This window comes from Streptomyces sp. AC558_RSS880, from assembly GCF_019049255.1.
Lineage (GTDB): Bacteria > Actinomycetota > Actinomycetes > Streptomycetales > Streptomycetaceae > Streptomyces.
The window spans coordinates 361293-381498 of sequence record NZ_JAGMUJ010000029.1 but is presented as its reverse complement, the minus strand read 5'-3'; the positions used below and the strand labels follow the sequence as shown (position 1 = coordinate 381498).

Genomic DNA, 20206 nt, shown 5'->3' with positions numbered 1-20206 from the left:
CCGTGTCGACAAAGAGATGGACGCTGACGGCTGCCGGGAGCGCCCAGCGGGGAGCTCAGCGCGACTGCGGTCCCCTCCGCTGCGGCAGCGTCACCACGGACGCGTCCCCCGGAGCGGCCGGCGGCAGCCCCGCGACCTGCGCCAGCAGATCGGACCACGCGACCAGGTGGGCGGCCGCGTCCGGAACCCCGCCCAGGCCCTCCCGGGGCGTCCAGGAGGCCCGGATCTCGATCTGCGAGGCGGCGGGCCGCGCGGACAGGCCGCCGAAGTAGTGGGAACTCGCACGCGTCACCGTGCCGCTCGGCTCACCGCACGTCAGTCCGCGCGCCGCCAGCGCACCGGTCAGCCAGGACCAGCACACGTCCGGCAGCAGCGGATCCGCCGCCATCTCCGGCTCCAGCTCCGCGCGCACCAGCGTCACCAGGCGGAAGGCGCCCCGCCAGGCGTCGTGTCCGGCCGGGTCGTGCAGCAGCACCAGCCGGCCGTCGGCCAGGTCCTGCTCGCCGTCGACGACCGTCGCCTCCAGCGCGTACGCGTACGGGGCGAGCCGCTTCGGAGCGGGCGCGGAATCCACCTCGATCTGCGGCCGCAGCCGCGCGCCGCGCAGCGCCTCGACAGCGGCCCGGAAGGGCGGCGGGGGCGCACCTCCCGCACCCCCCTGTCCGGGGTCCCCTCCGGTCTCCTTCCGCTCGTCCATTCCGCCAGCGCCGTCCGACAGTCGTCCCTGAGCCGCAGCCATGCGGGGAAGATTAAGCGGAACGGGCCCCCGGCGCAGGGAGAGACACCCGCGCCGCCCGGCGGTGTCCGGATCCCGCCCGGCGGGCCCTGGGGTCCGGGCGCGCCGGAGGGTCGTGCGAGACTTGCCGTGTGAGTGCCAACGCGAGCCCGACGGGCCAGACGCCGACCTCGACCCCCGATCCCGTCAGGAACGACGCAGTCCAGGAATCGGCCTTCCTCAAGGCGTGCCGCCGCGAGCCCGTGCCGCACACGCCGGTGTGGTTCATGCGGCAGGCCGGGCGCTCACTGCCGGAGTACCGCAAGGTCCGCGAGGGCATCGGGATGCTCGACTCCTGCATGCGCCCCGACCTGGTCACCGAGATCACGCTCCAGCCGGTGCGCCGCCACCACGTCGACGCGGCGATCTACTTCAGCGACATCGTCGTCCCCCTCAAGGCCATCGGCATCGACCTCGACATCAAGCCCGGCATCGGCCCGGTCGTCGAGCAGCCCGTGCGCACCCGTGCCGACCTCGCCCGGCTGCGCGACCTCACCCCCGAGGACGTCTCCTACGTCACCGAGGCGATCGGCATGCTGACCCGCGAACTCGGGTCCACCCCGCTGATCGGTTTCGCGGGCGCCCCGTTCACCCTCGCGAGCTACCTCGTCGAGGGCGGCCCGTCCCGCACGTACGAGAACGCCAAGGCGATGATGTACGGCGACCCGGAGCTCTGGGCCGACCTGCTCGACCGCCTCGCCGACATCACGGCCGCGTTCCTCGAGGTGCAGATCGCGGCCGGCGCCTCGGCCGTCCAGCTCTTCGACTCCTGGGCCGGCGCGCTCGCCCCGGCCGACTACCGGCGCTCGGTGCTGCCCGCCTCGGCGAAGGTGTTCCGCAAGGTCGCCGGTCACGGCGTCCCGCGCATCCACTTCGGCGTCGGCACCGGTGAGCTCCTCGGCCTGATGGGCGAGGCCGGCGCGGACGTCGTGGGCGTCGACTGGCGCGTCCCGCTGGACGAGGCCGCCCGCCGCGTCGGCCCCGGCAAGGCGCTCCAGGGCAACCTGGACCCGACCGTGCTGTTCGCCGGCCGGGAGGCCGTCGAGACGAAGGCGCGGGAGGTCCTGGACACGGCCGCCGGCCTGGAGGGCCACGTCTTCAACCTCGGCCACGGCGTCATGCCGTCCACCGACCCGGACGCCCTGACCCGTCTCGTGGAGTACGTCCACACGCAGACCGCGCGCTGACCCACCGCGTACGCGCCTCACGCGCATCGGAACCCGGGAGCGGGGTACTGGGCACACGTCGCCCACTACGTTCGCTCCCGGGACCGGGCAGGTGAAGGCCTCATGCGGCTCGAAATGTTCGACCCTGCTCCGATCGGCGTCGTGTTCACGCGGGGGCCGGAGCACCGGCTCGCGTACACCAACCAGATCTACCGCGAGACCTTCGGCGACCGTCCGCTGGGCCGGACCATCCGCGATGCCTTTCCCGACCTCGAGCAGTCCGGCTACTTCGACATCTTCGACCGGGTCTTCGCCACGGGCACGGCCGAGGTGCTCACCGCCATGCCCATCGACCTGGCCTACCCCGGCCCGGTGGACGGCGGAACCCGCTACTTCACGTTCAGCATCTCCCACGCCACGATGAGCGACGGCCGACACGGCGTGCTCGGCGTGATCGTGGAGGTCACCGAGCAGGTGACCGCCGCGAAACGGATCCGCGTCCTGTCCGAGGAGCGCCGCCGCGCGCTGCAGCGCTACCGCAGTCTGGTGAACGCCGGATCCCAGATCGTGTGGGTGACCGGCCCCAAGGGCGGGGTGACCGAACCGAGTCCCGGCTGGCAGCGGGTGACCGGGCAGAGCTGGGAGGAGTTCCGCGGCGACGGATGGATCGACGCCGTCCACCCCGACGACCGCGCCGCCGCCGTCGAGTCGTGGCAGCGGGCACTGGACGAGCAGGCGCCCCGCTGGACCCACACCTACCGGCTGCGGCTGGCCACCGGCGGCTACCGTCACTTCGCCGTCGACGCCGCACCGGTGCGCGACGGGGACACCGTGGTCGAGTGGATGGGCACCTGCGCGGACGTCGAGCAGGAGTGGCAGGAGACCCGCCGTGAGGAGCTGCTGGCGCGGGCCACCACCGCCACGGCCGGCATCGTACGGCTGAAGGAGATGCTCGCCGCCCTCGCCGGTGTGATCGTGCCCGACATCGCCGACTACTGCACCGTCTACCTCCTGCCGCACGCCCTGCACCGCCCGCCCGGCACCCCGCTCACCGCCGAACGGGTCGCCGCCGTCACTCGCCCGGGGCTGCCGGACCTGCCTCCGCCCCACAAGGAGCACCTGCGGTCCGGCAGTCCGCTCGCCCGCACCGCCGACGGGCGCAGCCCCCTTCACGCGGTCTTCCCGCCCGGTGAGCCCCCGCCCGACCTCCGCCCGCCCGAGGCCGAATCGTGGCTGGCCCCCGGGACGAACAGCGTCGTCCTGCTCCCCGTCGTCGTCGACGGCACCACCGCCGCCCTGGTCACCGCGTCCGTCAGCGGTGGCCGCCCGTCCCTCGGCCAGGCCGAGATCGACCTGCTGCGGACGCTCCTGGAACGGGCCCACACACCCCTCAGCAACGCCCTGGAGTACCAGCGCACCCGGCAGGTGGCGCTGGCCCTCCAGCGCAGCCTGCTCACCGATCCCCCGGACGTGCCCGGCCTCGACCTCGCCGTCCGCTACCGGCCCAGCACCGCGGCCGCCGAGGTCGGCGGCGACTGGTACGACTCGTTCGTGCTGCGCGACGGCGCCACCGTCCTCACCATCGGCGACGTCTCCGGCCACGACCTGCCCGCCGCCGTCACCATGAGCCAGGTGCGCAACATGCTCCGCGGGCTCACCCTGGACCGCCAGGAACCGACCGGCACGATCCTGCGCCGGCTGGACGTCTCCCTGCAGACCCTCTACCTGGAGTGCACCGCCACCTGCGTCCTGGCCCGGGTCGAACGCCCGTCCCCCGGCCGTTTCCAGCTCAACTACTCCGTGGCGGGGCACCCGCCGCCGCTGCTGGTCGAGGCGGACGGCACCGCGCGCTTCCTGACCTCGGCCCGTTCCCCGATGCTCGGGCTCGATCCACAGCCCGAGTACGCCAGCGCCGTACAGCCGCTGCTGCCCGGCTCGACCCTGCTGCTGTACACCGACGGGCTGGTGGAGCGCCGCGAGGAGGACCTCACCGTCGGCCTGGAGCGGCTGCGGCTGCACGCCTCGGCTTCCGCCGGGCACCCGCTGGAGGCCTTCTGCGACGCGCTGCTCGCCGACCAGCTGACCGTGGACAACGACGACGACGTGGCCCTGCTGGCCCTGCGCCTGCCCCCGGCCCCCGCCGACGAGCAGCCGCTCCCGCCGAACGGGCTCCCTACTTCGTCGCCCCCCTCATGAACCCGTTGTAGATGAAGCGCTGGAGGAAGAGGAAGACGAGCAGGGTGGGGAGGATGACCAGGACCGCGCCCGCCGAGATGGTCTCCCAGTGCGCGCCGAAGGGGCCCTTGAAGCGGAACAGGGACGTCGAGATCACGCCGAGGTCCTCGGAGGGCATGTAGAGGAAGGGGATGTAGAAGTCGTTGTAGACGTTGATCCCCTTCACGATCACCACCGTCGCGATCGCCGGTTTGAGCAGCGGGAGGATCACCTTGCGGTAGACCGTGAAGGCGCCCGCCCCGTCCAGGCGGGCCGCCTCGTCCAGGGAGACGGGGATGGAGCGGATGAACTGCAGGAAGATGTAGATCGACACGATGTCCGTGCCCATGTAGAGCGCGATCGGCGCCCACAGGCTGTCGAACATGCCGAAGCTGTTGACGATCTGGAAGGTCGCCACCTGGGTGGTCACCCCGGGGACCAGCGCGGCGAGCAGGAACAGGGCGACGACCAGCTTCCTGAAACGGAAGTGGAAGCGGTCGATCGCGTACGCCGTCATCGAGCCGATGAGGATCGTGCCGCCGACGGCGACGACCAGGACGACCGCCGTGTTGCCGAACGCGGACAGCATCTGGCCGTCCCGGAACGCGGTCACGTAGTTGTCGAAGTTCAGCGGGTCGTCGGGGAGGGCGAGCGCCCCGCTGCCGTCCGCCATCTCCTCCGAGGACTTCAGCGAGGTCAGGAGGACCACGGTGAGCGGCAGCAGCACGACCAGTGTCGCGAGGACCAGCGACAGGTACACCAGCGTGCGGGCCACGGTGCGACGGGTCATACGAGGTCCACCTTCTCGTCGGGGACGATGCGCCGCTGCACCCAGGTGACCGCCAGGACGATCAGCAGCAGGACGACGGCGGCGGCCGAGGCGAGGCCCGTCTTGTTGAACTGGAAGGCCAGCTTCACGGTCTGGATCACGAACGTCTCGGTGCCGGTGGCGCCGCCGGTCATGATGTACGGGATCTCGAAGACCGAGAGCGAGCCGGAGACGGAGAGGATGACGCTGAGGCCCAGGATGGGCTTGATGCCGGGCGCGATGATGTGCTGGAACTGCTGCCAGCGGCTCGCGCCGTCGATCTCGGCCGCCTCGTACAGCTCGCCCGGGATGGACTGGATGGCGCCGAGGAACAGCACGAAGTTCAGGCCCAGGTAGCGCCAGACGGAGACGCCGGCGAGCGAGGTGTTCGCGGAGAACGGCGTGCCCAGCCAGGCGTGGTCGGTCTCGACGCCGAGCAGGCGCAGTACGGAGTCGAGGGTGCCGCCGTCCTGGAAGAAGTAGAGGAAGACGAAGCCGATCGCCACCCCGTTGATCAGGTACGGGAAGAACAGCACGCCCTTGAAGAAGTTCCGGAAGCGGACGTTGAAGCTGAGGACCGTGGCGAAGTAGAGGGCGAGGACGATCTGCACCACGGACGCGACGAGGTAGTAGCCGCTGACGAAGAAGACCTCGAACAGCTCGGAGCGGGTGAGGAGTTCGGTGTAGTTCTCGGTGCCGGTCCAGTTCAGCTCCGGGCTGACGCCGTCCCAGTCGGTGAAGCTGTACGCGAGCATGTTGGCGATCGGCGCGTAGGTGAAGGTCAGGAGCAGGGCCAGCGGGGCGGTCAGGAAGAGCCACGGGGTGAGGCGGCGGGTCAGCCGGGTGCGGCGCGGGGTGGGTGCCGCCCGCTTCGGCCCGGCGGGCGCGGCCGGGGCCACCGGCCGCGCCGCCTTGCGGGTGGTGTCCGTCATCAGGACCCCAGCGAGTTCCGCGCCTCGGCCCACCGCTCGCCGAGGTCGCCGAGGAGGTCGTCCAGGCTGCCCTCGCGTGCGCCGCGGGCGAGGTCGACGAGTTCCTGGCGGTAGTCGGGCTTGTAGATGCCGACCTCGGACTGGTTGTCGATGGTCTTCACCTCACCGCCCTTGGTGTCGTCGAGGTCGATGAGCTTGACGCCCTGCTCCTCGTACGGCTTGAGGATGTCGGGCAGCGGTGCGTCCTTCAGCGGGGACAGGGCGAGGTTGGCCGCCGCGTAGCCGGACTTGTCGGTGAACCAGTCGATCCAGGCGCGGGCGGCTTCCTTGTGGTCGGAGTTGACGTTGACGGCCTGCTGGTAGTCCGGGGAGGTCACCGCGCAGAAGGCGCCGTCCCGCTGGGCGGGGAAGGGCATGAAGCCGATGTCGGCGGGGTCGGTGCCGGCCTGCTTCGCGGCGTCCCGCATCTGGATGACGGCCCAGGAGCCGAGCCACATGGTGGCGATCTCGCCCTTGGCCAGCTTGGGTTTGGACGCCTCCCAGTTGGTGGTGGTCGGGTCCTTCTCCACGAGTCCGCCGCTGACGATGTCGTGGAGCAGGGTGTCGCCCACGCGCAGGTCGGCGCCCTCGGCCCAGGGGTCCCCCTCGGCGAGCTTCGTGGTGGCCCCGGTGTCGCAGCTGACGGAGCCGTTGACGTTGGTCCACTGGGTCAGCGGCCACATGTCCTTGAAGTTGGTGTAGTAGGGCACCGCGTCGGTCTTCGACTTGATCGCCTTCAGGTCGTCGAGGAACTCGGCCGGGGTGGTGGGCCAGTCGGTGACGCCGGCCTCGTTCCACACCTTCTTGTTGTAGACGAAGCCGGGGACGACCCCGAGGGGGCTCTGGCCGTAGACCTTGCCGTCGACGGTGGAGTAGTCGGTGAAGCGGTACTTGGCGGCGCGTTCCGCCTCGGTGCCGAGGGAGGCGAAGAACTTCGGGTAGTCCTTCTTCTCGATGACCGCCGGGATCATGAGGACGTCGCCGTAGTTCTCCGTGTTCATACGGATCTTGACCTCACCCTCGTAGTCGGTGAGGCCGTCGAACTCGACCTTCACTCCGGGGTAGGTCTTGTTGAACTCGGCCGCGTACTTCTTCATCGTCCCGTCCTGCACCAGGTCGGTCCGGTGGGTGAGGACCGTGAGGGAGCCCTTGACCTCGGACGGGTCGTCGGGGGCCTTGGCGTCCGCGCCCTTCGAGGAGCCTCCCGTGCCCGTGCAGGCGGAGGCCAGCAGGGCGAGGACGGCGATCGATCCGGCGAGTACCTTGCGGCGGTTCATGTGCACCAGCTCCGTTCACGGGGCGGACGAGCACGAGTGGGTTGGCTGGTTCGGCACTCTGGCAGCCACTTACTGAACCGGTAAAGTCTCTATTAGGACATCGATGCCAAAAGGGCGCCCCGACAGGGCTCGACCGGTTCAGGGAGTGTGCATGCGTCAGGTCACACCGCTCACCGAGGGATGGACCCTGCGACACCCGGACGGCACGGGGGACGTGCTCCCCGCCTCGGTGCCGGGGTGCGTGCACACCGATCTGCTGGCGGCCGGGCTGATCCCCGATCCGTTCCTCGGCCGGAACGAGACCGAGGTGGCGTGGGTGGGCCGGCGGGACTGGACGTACGAGACGGAACTGACCGCCGGAGCGGGCGCGCACGAGCGGACGGATCTGGTCTTCGACGGTCTCGACACCGTCGCCGAGGTCCTGCTCGACGGCCGGACGCTGGGCCGGACGCGGAACATGCACCGCTCGTACCGTTTCGACGTGACGGGGCTGAGCGGGCGGCTCACCGTGCGGTTCGCGTCCGCCTACGCCGAGGCCGAGGCGGTGCGCGGCACGCTGGGCGACCGGCCGGGGGCGTATGCCGAGCCGTACCAGTACGTGCGCAAGATGGCCTGCTCGTTCGGCTGGGACTGGGGGCCGACGCTGGTGACGGCCGGGATCTGGCGGCCGGTGCGGCTGGAGCACTGGTCGACGGCCCGGATATCCCGGGTGCGCCCGCTGGTGACCGTCGAGGACGGCGTGGGACAGGTCGAGCTGGCCGTCGACGTGGAGCGTTCCCGGGACGGGGCACCGCTCGCCGTGGAGGCGAGCGTCGGCGGCGTACGCGCCCGCGCGGAGCTCGACGGCACGGAGGGGACCGTACGGCTGCGGGTGCCGGACGTACGGCTGTGGTGGCCCCGGGGGTACGGCGAACAGCCGCTGTACGACGTCGAGTTGACGCTGCTGCACGGCGAGGACGCGCTGGACTCGTGGCGGCGCCGGATCGGGTTCCGGACGGTGGGGCTGGACACCTCGGCCGACGCCCACGGCACCGGGTTCACCCTGGTCGTCAACGGGGAGCGGCTGTTCGCGCGGGGCGTCAACTGGATCCCGGACGACGTCTTCCCGTCCCGGATCACCCGTGAGCGCTACCGGCGGCGGCTGGAGCAGGCGGCCGGCGCGGGCGTGGACCTGGTCCGCGTCTGGGGCGGAGGGATCTACGAGAGCGAGGACTTCTACGACGCCTGCGACGAGTTGGGGCTGCTGGTCTGGCAGGACTTCCCCTTCGCCTGCGCCGCCTACCCCGAGGAGCAGCCGCTGCGCGGGGAGGTGGAGGCGGAGGCCCGGGAGAACGTCGTACGGCTGATGCCGCATCCCTCGCTGGTGCTGTGGAACGGCAACAACGAGAACCTGTGGGGGTTCCGGGACTGGGACTGGGAGCCGGGGCTGGCCGGGGACTCCTGGGGCGAGGGGTACTACCTGGGCGTACTGCCGCGCGTCGTGGCGGAGTCGGACCCGACCCGGCCGTACACGGCGGGCAGCCCCTGGTCCGGGTCCTGGCTGCGCCACCCCAACGACCCGGCGCACGGCACCCACCACTCCTGGGAGGTGTGGAACCGCGCCGACTACGCCGACTACCGGCTCGACGTCCCGCGTTTCGTGGCCGAGTTCGGCTGGCAGGCGCCGCCCGCGTACGCCACGCTGCGCCGGGCGCTGCCCGGGGAGGAGCTCGCTCCGGACTCCCCCGGCATGCTGCACCACCAGAAGGCGGACGACGGCAACGGCAAGCTGGAGCGCGGGCTGGCCCGGCACTTCGCCGTACCGGAGGGCGACTTCGACCGCTGGCACTATCTGACGCAGGTCAACCAGGCACGCGCGATCGCCGCCGGGATCGAGCACTGGCGCTCGCACTGGCCGGTGTGCGCGGGCACGGTGGTGTGGCAGCTGAACGACTGCTGGCCGGTGACCTCGTGGGCCGCGATCGACGGGGACGGGCGGGAGAAGCCGCTCTACCACGAGCTGCGGCGGCTGTACGCGGACCGGCTGCTGACCGTGCGCGCGGACGGCGGGGGTCTGGTGGTGGCGGCGGTCAACCAGTCCGCCGAGGCCTGGCACGGCACGCTGCGGCTGCGCCGGATGTCCGTGGACGGCACGGTGATCGGGGAGGCGGGCCCGGCGCTGGCCGCCGAGGGGCGGACGGTGGCGGTGACCGCGGTCCCGGACGATCTGGTTCCGGCCGGTCCGAAGGAGTTCCTGGTCGCCGACGCATGGGGGTCCCCCCGCTCGAGCGAAGCCGGGAGTGGGAGAGGGACGAGGGCGGTGCACTTCCCGGTGCCGGACCGGGAGATCCCGTATCCGCGGCCCGAGTTCGAGGTGGCGCTCGCGCCGGGCGGGATCACGGTCACGGCCCGCACCCTCGTGCGGGACCTGCTGCTCCAGGCCGACCGGCTGGACCCGGAGGCGGTGGCCGACCGGGGGCTGGTGACCCTGCTGCCCGGAGAAGAGGTGACCATCGGGGTGCGGGGCTGGAAGAATCCGGACCCGGACACCGCCCGCTGCGCCCTGTACTGCGTGGAGCCCACTCGATGACGGAAACGCCGACCCCCCGCGTCACCATCAAGGACGTCGCCGCGCGCGCCGGTGTGTCCAAGGGGGCCGTGTCCCTCGCCTTCAACCGGAAACCCGGCCTGTCGGAGGCGACCCGGGACCGGATCTTCCGGGCGGCGCGGGAGCTGGGGTGGGCGCCGAGCTCGACCGCGCGCACCCTGGCCGGTTCACGCGTGGACGTGGTGGGCCTCGCGGTGTGCCGGCCCGCCCGGCTGCTCGGCCTGGAACCGTTCTACATGGAGTTCATCTCCGGGGTGGAGAGCGTCCTGGTCGAGCGGTCCTGCTCGCTGCTGCTGCGGCTGGTGCGCAGCCCGGACGAGGAGGTCGGGCTGATGGAGTCGTGGTGGAGGGGCCGGCAGATCGGCGGGTCGATCCTGGTGGACTTCCGGGCCGACGACCCCCGCCCGGCGGTGGCCGGGCGGCTGGGGCTGCCGGTGGTGGCCGTCGGGCACCCGTCGCTGACGGGCGGGCTGACCTCCGTGTGGACGGACGACGCCACGGCCGTGACCGAGGCGGTGCGGTATCTGGCGGCGCTCGGGCACCGGCGGATCGCCCGGGTGGGCGGCGCGGCGGCGCTCGGGCACACCTCGATCCGCGCGACCGCGTTCGACGAGGCGGTGCGGGCGTCGGAGCCGCCGGCGCGGGCGTGGCAGGTGGCCACGGACTTCTCCGGGGACGCGGGCGCGCGGGCGACCCGCTCGCTGCTGGCCGCCGCGCCGGGCGACCGGCCGACGGCGATCGTGTACGACAACGACATCATGGCGGTGGCGGGGCTGTCGGTGGCGGCCGAGATGGGACTGCGGGTGCCGGACGACGTGTCGCTGCTGGCGTGGGACGACTCGCAGCTGTGCCGGCTGACGCATCCGACGCTGTCGGCGATGAGCCATGATGTGCACGGGTTCGGGGCGGAGGTGGCACGGACGCTGTTCGGTGTGCTCACCGGCGAGGGACCGGGGTCCCACCCCGTACCCACCCCGGTCCTGACCCCACGGGGTTCTACCGCCCCACCGTGATTCGCCCCCGCCGCCCTTTCCCGTCCCGACCTGGGGCTCCGCCCCAGACCCCGCTCCTCAAACGCCGGAGGGGCTGAAACTTAGCCCCTCCGGCGTTTGAGGAGCGGGGGGCCGGGGGCAGCGCCCCCGGGGACGGGAACGGGAAGGGGCGGCGGGGGCGAAAAACCCCTCACCGGGCACGGCCGGACGTGTGATGTTCGCCGCTCCGGGCGGCGGGGCTGGGCAGTCACGTTACCCACAAGTAGCATGACCCGTAAGCAAGCGCTCAGCGTCCCGCACCCTGGAGGAGAGCCATCGTGCCTCGTACCGTCAGGGACGTCGTCTTCGTCGACGGCGTCCGTACCCCGTTCGGCAAGGCGGGCCCGAAGGGCATCTACCACGAGACCCGCGCCGACGACCTCGTCGTGAAGGCGATCCGGGAGCTGCTGCGCCGCAACCCCGGTCTCGACCCGAAGAAGATCGACGAGGTCGCCATCGCCGCGACCACGCAGATCGGCGACCAGGGCCTGACCATCGGCCGCACGGCCGGCATCCTCGCGGGCCTGCCCACCTCGGTCCCGGGCTACTCCATCGACCGCATGTGCGCCGGCGCCCTGACCGCCGTCACCACGGTGGCCGGCTCCGTCGCCTTCGGCGCGTACGACGTCGCCGTCGCGGGCGGCGTCGAGCACATGGGCCGCCACCCGATGGGCGAGGGCGTGGACCCGAACCCGCGCTTCGTGAGCGAGAAGCTGGTCGACGAGTCCGCCCTGTTCATGGGCATGACCGCGGAGAACCTGCACGACCGCTACCCGGGGATCACCAAGCGGCGCGCCGACGAGTACGCGGTCCGCTCCCAGGAGAAGGCCGCCAAGGCGTACGCCAACGGCAAGATCCAGGCCGACCTGGTGCCGGTCTCGGTGCGCCGCACCAACGAAGAGGCCGGCGAGACGGGCTGGGGCCTGGTCACCGCCGACGAGCCGATGCGTCCGGGCACCACGCTGGAGAACCTGGCCGGTCTGAAGACCCCGTTCCGCGTGCACGGCCGGGTCACCGCCGGCAACGCGGCCGGTCTGAACGACGGCGCCACCGCCTCGATCATCGCGAGCGAGGACTTCGCCCGCGAGAACGGCCTGCCCGTCAAGATGCGCCTCGTCTCCTACTCCTTCGCGGGTGTGGAGCCCGAGGTCATGGGCTATGGCCCGATCCCGGCCACGGAGAAGGCCCTGGCCCAGGCGGGCCTGTCCATCTCCGACATCGGCCTGTTCGAGATCAACGAGGCCTTCGCCGTCCAGGTCCTCGCGTTCCTGGAGCACTACGGCATCGCCGACGACGACGCGCGCGTCAACCAGTACGGCGGCGCCATCGCCTTCGGCCACCCGCTGGCCTCCTCCGGCGTCCGCCTGATGACGCAGCTGGCCCGCCAGTTCGAGGAACAGCCGAACGTCCGCTACGGCCTGACCACCATGTGCGTCGGCTTCGGCATGGGCGCGACGGTCATCTGGGAGAACCCGCACTTCGAGGGGGACAAGTGAGCACCACCGCAGAGCTTCTGAAGGGTGCGGCCGAGCTGTTCCCCGGCGAGGTCGTCACCAGCGCGCACGTACGCCACTTCGACCTGCCGCTCGGCGCGGGCCGTTTCGCGCTGATCACCCTGGACAACGGCCACGACCACACCAAGCCGACCACCCTCGGCCCGCAGTCGCTGGCGAACATCGACGCCGCGATCGACCGGGTCGAGAAGGAGGCCGCGGACGGCGAGATCGTCGGCGTCGGCGTCACCGGCAAGCCGTTCATCTTCGCGGTCGGCGCCGACCTCAAGGGCGTCGAGCTGCTGAAGCGGCACGAGGACGCGCTGGCCATCGGCAAGGGCGGCCACGACGTCTTCAAGCGGCTGTCGAAGCTGGCCGTGCCGACGTTCGCGTACTACAACGGCGCCGCGATGGGCGGCGGCGTCGAGATCGGCCTGCACTGCTCCTACCGCACGGTGTCGGCGGCCCTCCCGGCGTTCTCGCTGCCCGAGGTCTTCCTCGGGCTGGTCCCCGGCTGGGGCGGCTGCACCCTGCTGCCGAACCTGATCGGCGCCGAGAAGGCGGTCTCGGTCATCATCGAGAACAGCCTCAACCAGAACAAGCAGCTCAAGGGCGCGCAGGTCCACGAACTCGGCATCGCGGACGCGATCTTCGAGGGCGCGGACTTCCTGGAGCAGTCGCTGATCTGGACGGCGGCCGTCCTCAAGGGCGAGATCGTCGTCGAGCGTCCGGTGATCGACCGCGGTGAGGCCTGGGACCAGGCCGTCGCCAAGGGCCGCTTCATCGCCGACGGCAAGGTGCACGGCGCCGCCCCGGCCGCCTACCGCGCCCTCGACATCATCGCCGCCGCCAAGAACGGCGACCTCCAGCAGGGCTACGACGCCGAGGACCAGGCCCTCGCCGACCTGATCATGGGCGGTGAACTGCGCTCCGGCATCTACGCCTTCAACCTGGTGCAGAAGCGCGGCAAGCGCCCGGCCGGCGCCCCGGACAAGAACCTGGCCCGCCCGGTCACCAAGGTGGGCGTCGTCGGCGCCGGTCTGATGGCCTCGCAACTGGCCCTGCTCTTCCTGCGCCGCCTGGAGGTGCCGGTCGTCCTGACCGACATCGACCAGGAGCGCGTCGACAAGGGCGTGGGCTACGTCCACGCCGAGATCGACAAGCTGCTCGGCAAGGGCCGCATCAACCAGGACAAGGCCAACCGCCTCAAGGCCCTGGTGAGCGGTGTCCTGGACAAGGCCGAGGGCTTCGCGGACGCGGACTTCGTCATCGAGGCCGTGTTCGAGGAGATGGGCGTCAAGCAGAAGGTGTTCGCGGAGGTCGAGGCGGTCGCCCCGGCACACGCGATCCTGGCGACGAACACCTCCTCCCTCTCCGTGACGGAGATGGCGTCGAAGCTGAAGCACCCCGAGCGGGTCGTCGGCTTCCACTTCTTCAACCCGGTCGCGATCCTGCCGCTCCTGGAGATCGTCCGCGGCGAGCAGACCGACGACGCCGCGCTGGCCACGGCGTTCGGCGTCGCCAAGAAGCTGAAGAAGACCGCGGTGCTGGTCAAGGACGCCCCCGCGTTCGTCGTGAACCGCATCCTCACCCGCTTCATGGGCGAGATCCAGAACGTCATCGACGAGGGCACGCCGGTCGAGGTCGCGGAGAAGGCGGTGGAGCCGCTCGGCCTGCCGATGTCCCCGCTGGTCCTGCTGGAGCTGGTCGGCCCGGCGATCGGCCTGCACGTCTCCGAGACCCTGAACCGGGCCTTCCCGGACCGCTTCACGGTCTCCCCGAACCTCGCGGCCGTCGTCAAGGCCGGCAAGCGCGGCTTCTACGTCTACGACAGCGGCAAGCCCGAGCTGGACCCGGAGGTCGCGGCACTGCTGAAGCAGGGCGACACCGTCCTCACCGAGGAGCAGGTCCGCGCCCGCGTCCTGGACGCGGTGGCCCAGGAGATCGGCCTGATGCTCGACGAGGGCGTCGTCGCCGAGGCCCAGGACATCGACCTCTGCCTGATCACCGGCGCCGGCTGGCCCTTCCACCTGGGCGGCATCACGCCGTACCTGGACCGCGAGGGCGTCTCCGAGCGGGTGAACGGGAAGCGGTTCCTGGAGCCGGGGGTGGCCTCGGTCCCCGCGTGATCGGTCGTACGCGACTGAAGAGGGCCTCCGCGGTGCGCGGAGGCCCTCTTCGTCATGCGTCGGTCTTCTCGGCCGCTTCGAGCCGCGCCCTCAGCTCGGCGTTCTCCGCCTCCAGGGCGGAGATGCGCTTGCGGGCGAAGTACAGCTCCATGACGGCGTCGTGGAACTCGGACACGAGTTGCTCGGGGGTCAGTTGCACGCTCTCGTCCTCACGCCAGCTGGGTCGGCTTGCCGTCGCCGCCCTTCCAGAACAGCTTGCCGTCCTGGGCGTAGAGGGAGCCGCCGCCGGCGGAGGCCGGTGCGTTGGTCGGTGCGGCGTCGACGTCCGCGAGCCGCAGCGCGCCCTCGGCGAGGATCGCGGACGGGGCGCCGGGCGCCGCGACCACGTGGAGCTGGGACTGGGGCGTGTCGCCCCGGCCGATGCCGATGCCCGTGCGGCCGGTGCCCTTGACCACGAAGTCGTCCACGCCCGGGTTGTTCCGCAGGACGATCAGGGCGCCCGTGGTCGGGCCGTCGGTCGCGGTGACGAAGATGCCCTGTGCGGCGGTCCCCGAGGTCCTGAGATCGATCGAGAGTCCGGAGGCTCCGGGGTCCGAACCGTCGGCGTACCCCTTGTGGGATATCTTCAGCGTCCCGCGCGAGGTCTCCACACCGGTCAGGTACATGGCCGAGGTGGCGGGGTTGTCCGAGGTCACGTTCAGTGCCGCGGTGTCCCCGGACGGGGCCTTGTGGTTGATGGTGACCGTGTGCGCCGTCGTCGACGAGCCGTAGAACTGGGCCGGTGAGGTGTACAGGGTGTACTCGCCGTCGGCGGCCGCCTCCGAGCCGGCCGCCACGGTGACGGCGCCCGCGGTGAAGGCGCCGAGGAACACTCTTCGTCCCACTGCCATGCGATCTCCCGGTTGAGGTTGTCGTGTGAAGATCCTTCCTGGTGATGATCTCTCACATACGGCACCAGGTCACCCCTGGAAGCGGTTCCCGGAGCCGGGCGTGACGAGCGTGTTCGCGTGGCCGTCGCCCGGATGCCGTCGGCCGTCGCGTGCGACCCTGGTCCGCATGAACGAACTGCTGGTGGTCGACGGGGCCAACGTCGTCGGATCCGTGCCGGACGGCTGGTGGCGGGACCGGCGGGGTGCCGCCGAGCGGCTGCGCGACCTCCTGGTGGACCACGCGGGGCGGACCGGCGCCGATGTGGTCCTGGTGGTCGAAGGGGCGGCCCGGGGCGTGGAGTCCGTCCCCGGCGTGCGGGTCGAGTCGGCGGCCGGCAGTGGGGACGACCACATCGTGGCCCTGGTGGAGCGGGCGGAGCAGCCCGTGGTCGTGGTCACCGCCGACCGTGAACTCCGGCGCAGGGTCGGCGCGTTGGGGGCGACGTGCGTGGGACCGCGGACGGTGCGCCCATAAGGCCGCGGGCACGTCCCGACGCCCCGGCCGGGCGCCGCGCGCTGCTGTGCGCACCGCTCGCCGCCCGGCCGGAGGGGTCTCACACGTCCGATGCCGCGAGCTCCGCGATCGCGGCCGTCGCGCGGGCGCAGTTGTCGCGGTCCTCGAAGGCGAAGAACGCACGCGCCCGGTAGTCGTACTCCGGCTCGCGCCTGCACCCGTTGCCGAGGTAGCGGATCACCTCGGTCACCACTTCCTCGACGTTGCCGCACACCGGTCCGAACCCGTCGTACTCCGCCTCGAAGTACCCCTTCCTGGCGTGCTTGGCCCAGTACTCGTCCGGGTCGAACCGGGCGTAGACGAGCGGCGTGCCGAGATAGGCCATGTCGAAGTGGACGGAGGACCAGTCCGTGATGAACAGGTCGCACTGGCGCAGGGCCGTCTGGACACTGACCTTCGTCTGGTCCAGGCGCTGCACCCGGGGGTGGTCCGGGACGACCCCGTCGACCATGTTCCGCATCTCGTAGTGCGGCAGGAAGTCGAGCACGTAGTCGTAGTGCTCCAACGCCTCCATCAGCTTCGGGTGGCGCAGCAGCTGCACCATGAACTCCCGGTAGGTCGACTCCCGGAAGATCTCGTCGACCGCGTCCTGGTCGGCACCCTCCCCCTGGAGGTACGAGGGGATCGTCAGGTACTTGCGCCAGGTGGGCATCAGCAGGACACGCCGTCGGCCGCGGTCCGGCTGCAGCGCGTCGAAGCGCGGGAAGCCCAGCGCCTTGGCCTGGTCCCCGTAGTGCATGTGCTCGGAGAAGTACTGGGCCTCCCGGTCGCTGGTCGCGAACACCAGGTCCACACCGGTCCGGTTGCGGTGCAGGGCCTTGCTGCCGTCCTCGTCGGTGACCCCGTGCTGGAGGAAGACCCGCCGGGCCCCGACGCGCCAGTTGAGGTGCTTGAGGTACTTCGTGCGGTCCCAGCCGTCGGGGAGCATGTAGGAGTCGATGTCGTAGGCGTTGATGAGCAGCGACGCGTGCAGCATGAGCAGCTTGTGCTTCCAGGAGCTGTGCGCCACCACGTTCCCCAGGCGCTTCAGCTTGGCCCGGTCCGCGCTGCCCTTCTCGATGATGTAGTAGGCCTTGCGGCGGCGCTCGTGCTTACGCAGGTACGTGAACAGGTGCAGGCTGTTGTCCTGTGCGGTGTCCTTGCGCTCGCCGATCAGCCAGATCTCCTTGCGGCGGAAGAACCCGAGCGTGGCCCGCCGGATGGCGCGGGCGCGCCAGAACGGCGCCTTGCGCTTCTTCTGGTCCTGGTCCATGCCCTCGAGGAACTCCTCCCAGGCCTTGTCGCCGGCCCGCCCCTGCGCCTCCCGGACGACCAGGACGGCGTTGTCCTTGCCCTTCGACAGGGGAAGGACCCAGCGGTCCGCGACCTTCATCGGGCGGGCGCTGCGCAGCATCGCGGTGGTGGTCATGCACGGGCGCGAGACATCACGGCCGGAGGTGCAGAACACCAGCTTCAGCGGGAACTCACCGTCCTTGACGGCGCGTGCCGGGACGACCGCCTCGAATCCGCCCCAGGCGAGATCGTCACGCGTCGCCAGCAGGTCACTGCGCCACACCTGCCGTGCGGGCACCATCTGACCGCTCTTCTCCACCCACAGCTGCAGGTCGTTGCGCATGGGGCGGCTCATCGGGAGTCCGTTGAGCACGAACCGTCCGGCCACGACGATCCCGCCCGACTCGGCGTCCGCCTGGATCCGTTCCACGTGCACGCTGGTGGAGGAGATCTTCGTCAGCGGGAGCAGCGCGCTCGGCACCGCGACATCGAGGTAGAGGTCTCCGCCTCGTCCGTACACACCGCTGATCGCCTGCTCCGGGCGCGCGAAGAGCTCGTACCAGTTCATGTACATCGCCAGGAACGGCACCCGGTGGCGGGTGTCGTGGGTGGAGGCCAGGACCGCGTCGGGTGTCACCAGCGTGTAGACGGCGCGGGCCCGCTCGAAGAGCCGGAACAGCTCGTCCTCGGGCAGGACCTGCGGCGCGCGCAGGGCGAAGCCCTGGTAGCTGCGCACCAGGAACCGGTTGAGGACTTCCTGCCGGTGGCCGGAGAGGCGGGAGCGGAGCGTCATCAGGTACTCCTCCAGCAGGAGGTGGTCCCAGTAGTTCGCCGTGCGCTCCCACAGCTTGTCCATCGTGGAGTCCTCGGCGGCGCGCTTGCGGTACCGGTAGACCGTGGTCGGCACCATCGCGATGCGGTCGGCGAGCAGCATGGCGGGAACCGAGAAGAACGCGTCCTCGAAGTGCACGCCTTCGCGGAACCGGATGTTGTTGGCGCGGATGAACTCGACGTCGAAGAGCTTGTGGCAGGCGCTTCCGCCGTGGATCATCTCCGGGATGTTCTCGATTCCGGGATGCACCTGGACGTTCGTCCCGAAGTAGCGGAGCCAGGGCCAGTTGGTCTCCTCCGGGAACGTCTCCATCCGTCCGATGGTGAGCGGCACGCGTTCCTTGACCGCGGTCCGCCACATGGTTTCCAGGGCGTCCTCGGGCAGGACGTCGTCGGAGTCGCAGAACGTGATGTAGCGGGCGCTGACCAGGTCCATTCCCGCGTTCCTGGCCCCGCCCGCCTTTCCCTCGGGATGCACGAACGCCCATACGTTCTGGTACCGCGCGGCGAATTCCGCCGCGATCGCGGCCGAATTGTCGCTGCTGCCGTTGTCGACCAGGATCACCTGGCAGCGGTCGAACATCGTCTGGTGGGCCAGCGAGTCCAGGCACTCCTGGAGATATCTCTCCACGTTGAAGATGGGGACGACGACGGCGACGTCGTAGAGGGGATCGAACACCTGTGACTCCTGTTTTCTGCCTAGTACCCCATTTCTGGAGCGGACCGTGATCAGTGCTGGACGGACTCGATGACGAGTTGGGCGTTCCCGCCGTCGGCGGTGATGCGCGCGAAGCCGTGGAACCCGTTGACGGGCGGTTGCTGGGCCAGGGCCGGGGAGACGGCGCAGGGGCGTGAGACGTCCCTGCCCCGGGTGCACAGCACCAGACGCACGGGGAAGGAGCCGGCCGGGAACTCCCGGGGGTCGACGGCGACGCTGAAGACGGCTCCCTCCTGGCCCGGCCGGTCGTGGGCCTGGCCGTGGTTCACCGCCGGAAGGGTCTTGCCGCTCCGCTCGAACCAGACCTGCAGTTCGAGCTTGGCCAGCAGTTCGTCGGGGAGCCCGTTGACCGAGAAGCGGCCGTGGAGCACCGCGGTCCCGCCCTCGCCGGCGGAGAGGCCCTCGATCCGGGCCGGAACGGACGTGACCTTCGTGAGCGGCAGCCCCCAGGACGTTCCCGGGTAGTCGACGTAGAGGTCCCCTTCCCGGCCGAAGACCGAGCCGAGGACGGAGGCCGGACGGTGGAAGAGGTCGAAGTCCGCGAAGTGCAGCGCGAGATAGGGGAGCCGGTGCCTGGTGTCGTGCGTGCTGCGGGCGAACTGCTCCGAGGTGATTCCCCAGTAGAGCGTGCGGCAGCGCTCGAAGAGCTTCCGGCAGTCGGCTTCGCCGAAGACCTGCGGCGCCCTCAGCAGGAAACCCTGCATGCTGCGGATGAGGAACCGCTCCAGCGTCTCCTGCTGGTACGGCGTGAGTACCTGACGCATGCCCGCCAGGTACTCCAGCATCATCAGCTGGTCGGCGTAGTTCTGCGGGAGGTCCCAGATGGTGTCCATGACGGAGGTGCCGTCGCCGCGCCTGCGGTACTCGTAGACGGGGGCGTCGACCAGCGCGATCCGCTCGGACAGCAGCAGCGCGGGCAGCGAGACGTAGGCGTCCTCGAAGGCGGTGCCGGTACCGAACCGGATGCCCTGGGAGCGCAGCAGGTCGAGGTCGAAGATCTTGTTCCAGCAGGACGCCGAGTGGATCAGGTCGGGGATGTCGGCGACGCTGCCCACCGTCTTGACGTTCTTGCCGAAGTACTTGTGCCACGGCGCCTTGACCGGCTTCGGGACATGCTTCTCGCGGCCCACGACGATCGTGGCCCGGGTTTTGACGATGGTGTTCCGGAGCACTTCCAGGGAGCGCTCGGGCACGATGTCGTCGGCGTCCCAGAAGACGATGTACGGCGTCGAGGCCATGTCCATGCCCATGTTGCGTGCGTCGCCCGCCCGGCCCTGGGGCTGTGAGACCAGGTCGACGTTGGCGTACCGGTCGGCGAACTCACTCGCGATGGCCACCGACCGGTCACCGCTGCCGTTGTCGACGAGGATCACGTGGGCGCGCGCGAAGGCGGTCTGCGCGGCCACCGACTCCAGGAATTCGGCGAAGTAGTTCTGGACGTCGCGGAACGGTACGACGACCGTCACGTCACGGTTGGCTTGGGACATGCTT

General features: G+C 70.7%; 15 protein-coding genes. 7 read left to right on the top strand and 8 right to left on the bottom strand.

What is annotated here, in order from left to right; genetic code table 11:
• Window positions 1-55 precede the first annotated feature (55 nt).
• Window positions 56-739, bottom strand: a complete 684-nt coding sequence (locus tag KUM38_RS11770; protein ID WP_217129252.1) for a DUF3000 domain-containing protein — start codon at window positions 737-739, stop codon at window positions 56-58.
• 128 nt (window positions 740-867) lie between these two features.
• Here KUM38_RS11770 and hemE point away from each other — a divergent pair, with 128 nt between their 5' ends.
• The gene (hemE, locus tag KUM38_RS11765) at window positions 868-1962 is read left to right on the top strand and encodes a uroporphyrinogen decarboxylase (RefSeq protein WP_217129251.1); all 1095 of its coding nucleotides are present in this window, start codon (window positions 868-870) and stop codon (window positions 1960-1962) included.
• Window positions 1963-2064: 102 nt separating this feature from the next.
• Entirely contained in the window at window positions 2065-4137 is a 2073-nt protein-coding gene (locus KUM38_RS11760) for a SpoIIE family protein phosphatase (protein ID WP_217129250.1), read from the top strand.
• On the opposite strand, the gene KUM38_RS11755 is transcribed toward KUM38_RS11760, so the two are convergent.
• Genes KUM38_RS11755 through KUM38_RS11745 form a run of 3 tightly spaced genes read right to left on the bottom strand, consistent with a single transcriptional unit; the run spans window position 4115 to window position 7211 of the window.
• Window positions 4115-4945, bottom strand: a complete 831-nt coding sequence (locus KUM38_RS11755; protein WP_217129249.1) for a carbohydrate ABC transporter permease — start codon at window positions 4943-4945, stop codon at window positions 4115-4117. The two genes, KUM38_RS11760 and KUM38_RS11755, sit on opposite strands and share 23 nt — an antisense overlap.
• The gene (locus KUM38_RS11750) at window positions 4942-5895 is read right to left on the bottom strand and encodes a carbohydrate ABC transporter permease (RefSeq protein WP_217129248.1); all 954 of its coding nucleotides are present in this window, start codon (window positions 5893-5895) and stop codon (window positions 4942-4944) included. Before KUM38_RS11750 ends, KUM38_RS11755 begins: the two co-directional genes overlap by 4 nt.
• Window positions 5895-7211, bottom strand: coding sequence for an ABC transporter substrate-binding protein (locus KUM38_RS11745; protein ID WP_217129247.1), 1317 nt, complete (start codon window positions 7209-7211; stop codon window positions 5895-5897). Before KUM38_RS11745 ends, KUM38_RS11750 begins: the two co-directional genes overlap by 1 nt.
• Before the next feature lie 151 nt (window positions 7212-7362).
• On the opposite strand from KUM38_RS11745, the gene KUM38_RS11740 reads away from it, so the two are divergent.
• The 4 genes from KUM38_RS11740 (at window position 7363) to KUM38_RS11725 (ending at window position 14451) form a co-directional block, all read left to right on the top strand.
• Entirely contained in the window at window positions 7363-9780 is a 2418-nt protein-coding gene (locus tag KUM38_RS11740; RefSeq protein ID WP_217129246.1) for a glycoside hydrolase family 2 protein, read from the top strand.
• Window positions 9777-10811 (top strand): LacI family DNA-binding transcriptional regulator, encoded by a 1035-nt coding sequence (locus KUM38_RS11735; protein WP_217129245.1) that lies wholly within the window; start codon window positions 9777-9779, stop codon window positions 10809-10811. The genes KUM38_RS11740 and KUM38_RS11735 overlap by 4 nt, the downstream gene beginning before the upstream one ends.
• Window positions 10812-11107: 296 nt before the next feature.
• Complete coding sequence (locus KUM38_RS11730; RefSeq protein ID WP_217129244.1) at window positions 11108-12325, top strand: acetyl-CoA C-acyltransferase; 1218 nt, start codon at window positions 11108-11110, stop codon at window positions 12323-12325.
• Window positions 12322-14451, top strand: a complete 2130-nt coding sequence (locus KUM38_RS11725) for a 3-hydroxyacyl-CoA dehydrogenase NAD-binding domain-containing protein (protein ID WP_217129243.1) — start codon at window positions 12322-12324, stop codon at window positions 14449-14451. Before KUM38_RS11730 ends, KUM38_RS11725 begins: the two co-directional genes overlap by 4 nt.
• Before the next feature lie 52 nt (window positions 14452-14503).
• Here KUM38_RS11725 and KUM38_RS11720 read toward each other — a convergent pair whose 3' ends face one another.
• The gene (locus KUM38_RS11720) at window positions 14504-14650 is read right to left on the bottom strand and encodes a hypothetical protein (RefSeq protein WP_217129242.1); all 147 of its coding nucleotides are present in this window, start codon (window positions 14648-14650) and stop codon (window positions 14504-14506) included.
• Between the two features lie 10 nt (window positions 14651-14660).
• The gene (locus KUM38_RS11715; protein ID WP_217129241.1) at window positions 14661-15341 is read right to left on the bottom strand and encodes a hyaluronoglucosaminidase; all 681 of its coding nucleotides are present in this window, start codon (window positions 15339-15341) and stop codon (window positions 14661-14663) included.
• A gap of 166 nt (window positions 15342-15507) precedes the next feature.
• On the opposite strand from KUM38_RS11715, the gene KUM38_RS11710 reads away from it, so the two are divergent.
• The gene (locus tag KUM38_RS11710) at window positions 15508-15855 is read left to right on the top strand and encodes an NYN domain-containing protein (protein ID WP_217129240.1); all 348 of its coding nucleotides are present in this window, start codon (window positions 15508-15510) and stop codon (window positions 15853-15855) included.
• Window positions 15856-15934: 79 nt separating this feature from the next.
• On the opposite strand, the gene KUM38_RS11705 is transcribed toward KUM38_RS11710, so the two are convergent.
• Window positions 15935-18676 carry a CDP-glycerol glycerophosphotransferase family protein gene (locus KUM38_RS11705; protein WP_217129239.1) on the bottom strand — a complete coding sequence of 914 codons (2742 nt, stop codon included), beginning with the start codon at window positions 18674-18676 and terminating at the stop codon, window positions 15935-15937.
• 50 nt (window positions 18677-18726) lie between these two features.
• Window positions 18727-20202, bottom strand: a complete 1476-nt coding sequence (locus tag KUM38_RS11700) for a glycosyltransferase family 2 protein (protein WP_217129238.1) — start codon at window positions 20200-20202, stop codon at window positions 18727-18729.
• Between the last annotated feature and the right edge of the window lie 4 nt (window positions 20203-20206).